The 4,021-nt window shown below is 70.8% G+C and carries 5 protein-coding genes; all 5 read right to left on the bottom strand.

Features of this window, described 5'->3' with window-relative positions; genetic code table 11:
* Positions 1-14 precede the first annotated feature (14 nt).
* The 5 genes from NBX02_RS10740 to gcvH all read right to left on the bottom strand — a co-directional run bounded on the left by NBX02_RS10740 (position 15) and on the right by gcvH (position 3,771).
* The gene (locus NBX02_RS10740; protein WP_250291182.1) at positions 15-587 is read right to left on the bottom strand and encodes a MerR family transcriptional regulator; all 573 of its coding nucleotides are present in this window, start codon (positions 585-587) and stop codon (positions 15-17) included.
* 274 nt (positions 588-861) lie between these two features.
* The gene (locus NBX02_RS10735) at positions 862-1,347 is read right to left on the bottom strand and encodes a bifunctional nuclease family protein (RefSeq protein WP_250285080.1); all 486 of its coding nucleotides are present in this window, start codon (positions 1,345-1,347) and stop codon (positions 862-864) included.
* Positions 1,348-1,649: 302 nt separating this feature from the next.
* Positions 1,650-2,444, bottom strand: coding sequence for a transcriptional regulator FtsR (gene ftsR, locus NBX02_RS10730; protein WP_250291180.1), 795 nt, complete (start codon positions 2,442-2,444; stop codon positions 1,650-1,652).
* Positions 2,445-2,514: 70 nt separating this feature from the next.
* Positions 2,515-3,066: an FHA domain-containing protein gene (locus NBX02_RS10725; RefSeq protein ID WP_250285078.1), complete on the bottom strand. Its 552-nt coding sequence runs from the start codon at positions 3,064-3,066 to the stop codon at positions 2,515-2,517.
* Positions 3,067-3,390: 324 nt separating this feature from the next.
* Positions 3,391-3,771 carry a glycine cleavage system protein GcvH gene (gcvH, locus tag NBX02_RS10720; RefSeq protein ID WP_250285076.1) on the bottom strand — a complete coding sequence of 127 codons (381 nt, stop codon included), beginning with the start codon at positions 3,769-3,771 and terminating at the stop codon, positions 3,391-3,393.
* Between the last annotated feature and the right edge of the window lie 250 nt (positions 3,772-4,021).

The raw sequence follows: 4,021 nt of genomic DNA, 5'->3' as shown, positions 1-4,021 counted from the left end.
GCCATGGGCCGTCGTCAGGCCGAGCTGCGCCGGCTGCGGCGGTTGGCCAGCTCGTCCCCGGGATGACCGACCGCCGCCGGCCCGGGGTGCCCCCCGCGCTCGGGGCGTTCGGGGCGCTCCGTCGGCAGCTGGGACAGCTGCCCGCGCATGTCCTGGACGGCCCGGCCGACCGCGATCGCGAAGACCCCCTGGCCGCCCTGGACGAGGTCGATGACCTGGTCGTCGGAGGTGCACTCGTACACGGTCGACCCGTCGCTGACCAGGGTGACCTGTGCCAGGTCCTCGATCCCGCGCAGGCGCAGGCAGTCGGCGGCGGCGCGGATGTTCTGCAGGGAGACCCCGGCCTCCAGCAGCTTGCGTACGACACGCAGGACCAGCACGTCCCGGAAGGAGTACAGCCGCTGGCTGCCCGAGCCGGTGGCGCCGCGTACGCTCGGCACGACCAGGCCGGTGCGGGCCCAGTAGTCGAGCTGCCGGTAGGTGATGCCTGCGGCCGCACACGCGGTGGGCCCCCGGTAACCGACATCGTCACCGGGCGGCAACGGGAGATCGTCCGGGAAGAGCTGCCCCTGTCCGATCATCGCCATCCGATCATCGCTGTCGTCGTCCCGTCCGCCAGCCAGCCACCCTGAGTTCACTCAACCGCCTCGACTCGACGGTAAGAGCCTCGGGCGATCCCATCAATGATCGCGATCGGCGTGTCCCGTGGCAGACCCACAATGTTCTCAGATCAAGCCTTTGTGAGGATACAGCCGCACACAGCCACAGCGGTCAGCGAACTGTACGAATCGGCTGGAAAGCCTTTCGGCGGCCCGGGAACCGGACGGCTGACAGGGCACGCCGCATGCCAGGGCCCCTGCGTCAGGAGCCTGGCGTGTTGAAGTCCTCCGGCGAGATCGTGTCGAGGAACTCCCGGAACTTCTCCAGCTCGCTCTCTTGCTCCTGTTCCTGCTCCTCCGGCACGGTGATACCGGCCTCGGCGAGCACCGACTCCTCGCCGTAGACCGGCGCCCCCATCCGCATCGCCAGCGCGATGGCGTCCGACGGCCGGGCCGAGACCTCGACCCCGTTGCCGAAGACGAGTGTGGCGAAGAACACGCCGTCCTGCAGATCGTTGATGGTCACCCTGGTGAGCTCGGTCCGCAGGGCACGCAACACGTCACGCATCAGGTCGTGCGTCATCGGGCGGGCGGTCGTGATGCCCTCCTGGGCGAAGGCTATGGCCGTCGCCTCCACCGCGCCGATCCAGATGGGCAGGTAACGCTCACCGCCGACCTCCTTCAACAGGACGATCGGCTGCTTCGACGGAAGCTCGACACGAACGCCGACGATGTCCAGCCGATGCACCGATCTACCTCCTCACACAGGCGGGCAGGACGGGATGATCCGACCGGAAACTGTAAACCGCCACCGGCTGACACTATCCCGGTCTCCGGGCTTCGTCAGCGGCCCGACGCTTCCGACAAGATCTCCAGTAAGATCGGCCATCGCACGGACCTGCCACCCCGGTCAACAATAGGTGCCCGGGTGTGAGCCGGCCCACGCAGCCGACAGGCGCTCCGCCCCCGGCCGGCGATGTCACCTGCCCGGTCCAGGACCCAGCCGGGCGCGTCACCTGCCCGGCCCGGGACGGCCGCAGGGGGCATGTGTCACGCGCCCGGCCCGGTGCGCAGCCGGGCGCGCAGCAAGGCCGCGTGCAGCCGCACGAGCAGCCCGGCGATCTCGTCCAGGGCCTCCTCCGCCCGCCCGCTGCTGAACGGGTCGCGCTGCGCCCGCAGCGGCGCCGTCACCTGCTCGATCAGCCCGGCCTCCCGGTCGGCGGCCACCCGCGACGGGCGCAGGTGCCGGGGCTGGATGCCGAAGCCGCTCAGCGCGGCGAACGTCCGCGCGACCGCCAGCGCGTCCCCGTCGAAGTAGCTGCCCCCGGGACGGGGGGCGACCAGCCCGTACTGCTCGAGCTCGGTGAGCTCCTGCTCGTTGACACCGGCCGCGGCGAGCAGTTCCCGCCGTGACATCCGCACCTGCTCGCCGTTGTCGAGCAGGGCGTCGAGGGGGCCGGGCGACGGCGGTGCCACCGGGCGCGGGCCGGGGCGCTCCCGCGGGAGCGGCTCGCTGTCCAGCGACTCCAGCTCCTGTTTGATCACTCGCAGTGGCAGGAAGCGCTCACGCTGCGCGCCGAGGACGTAGCGCAGCCGGGCGACGTCGGCGGCGGAGTACTTACGGTAGTTCGCGCTCGTGCGGGCGGGGGTGACGAGCCCCTCCGCCTCCAGATAGCGGATCTTGGACAGGGTCACGTCCGGGTAGTCCAGCCGCAGCCGGTCGAGGACCTCGCCGATGGTGAGGGTCTTCGCGCTGGCGGCATCCGCCCGGCCCCGCGACGCCCGCACGGGCACGGGCACGGGCACGGGCACGGGACCGGCGGCCGTGGCACGCCCAGCGCTCATCGGCGTGACCCTCGGCTCACCGCGAACCCTCGGCTCACCGCGAACCCTCGGCTCACTGCGGGCCCTCGGCTCACTGCGGGCCCCCGCCGCCCGTCAACGGCACCGGCCCGGTCAGGAACACCAGCCGGAACTTGCCGATCTGTACCTCGTCGCCGCTGGAGAGCTCGGCGGAGTCGATCCGCTCGCGGTTGAGATAGGTGCCGTTGAGGCTGCCGACGTCACGCACGGCAAAGCCCTTGGTGTACGGCGAGCGGTGGAACTCGGCGTGACGGCGCGAGACGGTCACGTCGTCGAGGAAGATGTCGCTCTCCGGATGGCGGCCGGCGGTGGTCAGGTCGGCGTCCAGCAGGAAGCGGCTGCCCGCGTTGGGGCCACGTTTGACGACGAGCAGGCCGGAGCCGGGCGGCAGCGCGTCGACCGCGGCGACCGCGTCCCGCTCGGTCGACTCGTCGGCATGCTCACCCTCGACGCCGGAGAGGGCGGCGGCGAGATTGAGCGTGGAGGTCTGTTCGGCAGGCCGCTCCGGCGCGATGGGCTCACCTGGACGTACCAGTGGAGACCCGCACCGTGCGCAGTACAGGGCATCGGTCGGGTTCTGCTGTCCGCACCTCGTGCAGAACACGGTCGCGTCTGCTTCCTGCCGGACCGCCGCGGACGCGGTTGGCCGGCCGCTCGGGCCACCTCGCCTGGGGGTGGCGAAAACGTTCGCTGCCTCCTCAGAGCCATCCCGTCCCCCTCATCCGGTAACGGCTCCGAGACCGGAACAGGCAATACCGGCCGTGAGATCGCGGCCTCGTATCGCCTTCCCGGCGCACAACGAGGCTAGTGCATCAGGCCCACTGCCGCGAAAAGGGGAGCAGGAGAGCTATTCCGGCGTGGCGTCCGTAGCGGCAACGCGAACGACTGGCAGCATTCCGTAGATGTTCCGTGGATGTTCCGTAGACCTTTACTGCGCTTTCACGTGCTGGACGTACGCAGCGGCGTCCAGCAGTGACACGGTCGCGGACGTGTCGTCGACAGCCAGCTCGACCAGCCAGCCCTCCCCGTAGGGATCGGAGTTGACCAGCTCGGGAGTGCTGTCGAGCACCTCGTTGCGGGCGATCACCTCCCCTGATACCGGCGCGTAGACGTCGGAGACGCTCTTGGTCGACTCCACCTCTCCGAACGGCCGGCCGGCCTCCACCCGTTCCCCCACCGCCGGCAGTGTCACAAAAACGATGTCGCCGAGGGCCTCCTGGGCGTAGGAGGTGATACCCACCCGCACGGTGGCCTCGCTCACCCGGACCCACTCGTGCTCCCTGGTGTACTTCAGGTCCTCCGGGTACACGCGGGGTTGCCTCCATACTCCTCAAGGCCGTCGGCGACACGCGGCGAACGCCCATGTCACCAGCCAGCTCCGACACTCCTGTGGTACTCCTGTGACGCCCGCGACGTGACGAACGCCGCCCACCCGGCCGCTCACACCTGCCAAGCCCACACCGGCCGCCCGCAGCGCGGCCGGCCCGGGACCGCGTCCGGCCGGCTGCCGCGCCCGGGCTCAACCCTACGGCCGGCCGGCCACCCGGCGGGCCGAGCGT

This window comes from Protofrankia sp. CiP1_Cm_nod1 (assembly GCF_920888515.1).
Taxonomy (GTDB): Bacteria; Actinomycetota; Actinomycetes; order Frankiales; family Frankiaceae; genus Protofrankia.
The sequence above is the reverse complement of the archived record's forward strand: the minus strand, read 5'-3'. Positions and strand labels throughout refer to the sequence as shown.

What these genes read in the sequence shown, in the direction of transcription:
- NBX02_RS10740 (WP_250291182.1), bottom strand. Translation starts at nt 587, where the DNA reads ATGGCGATGATCGGACAGGGGCAGCTCTTCCCGGACGATCTCCCGTTG.
- ftsR (WP_250291180.1), bottom strand. Translation starts at nt 2,444, where the DNA reads ATGAGCGCTGGGCGTGCCACGGCCGCCGGTCCCGTGCCCGTGCCCGTG.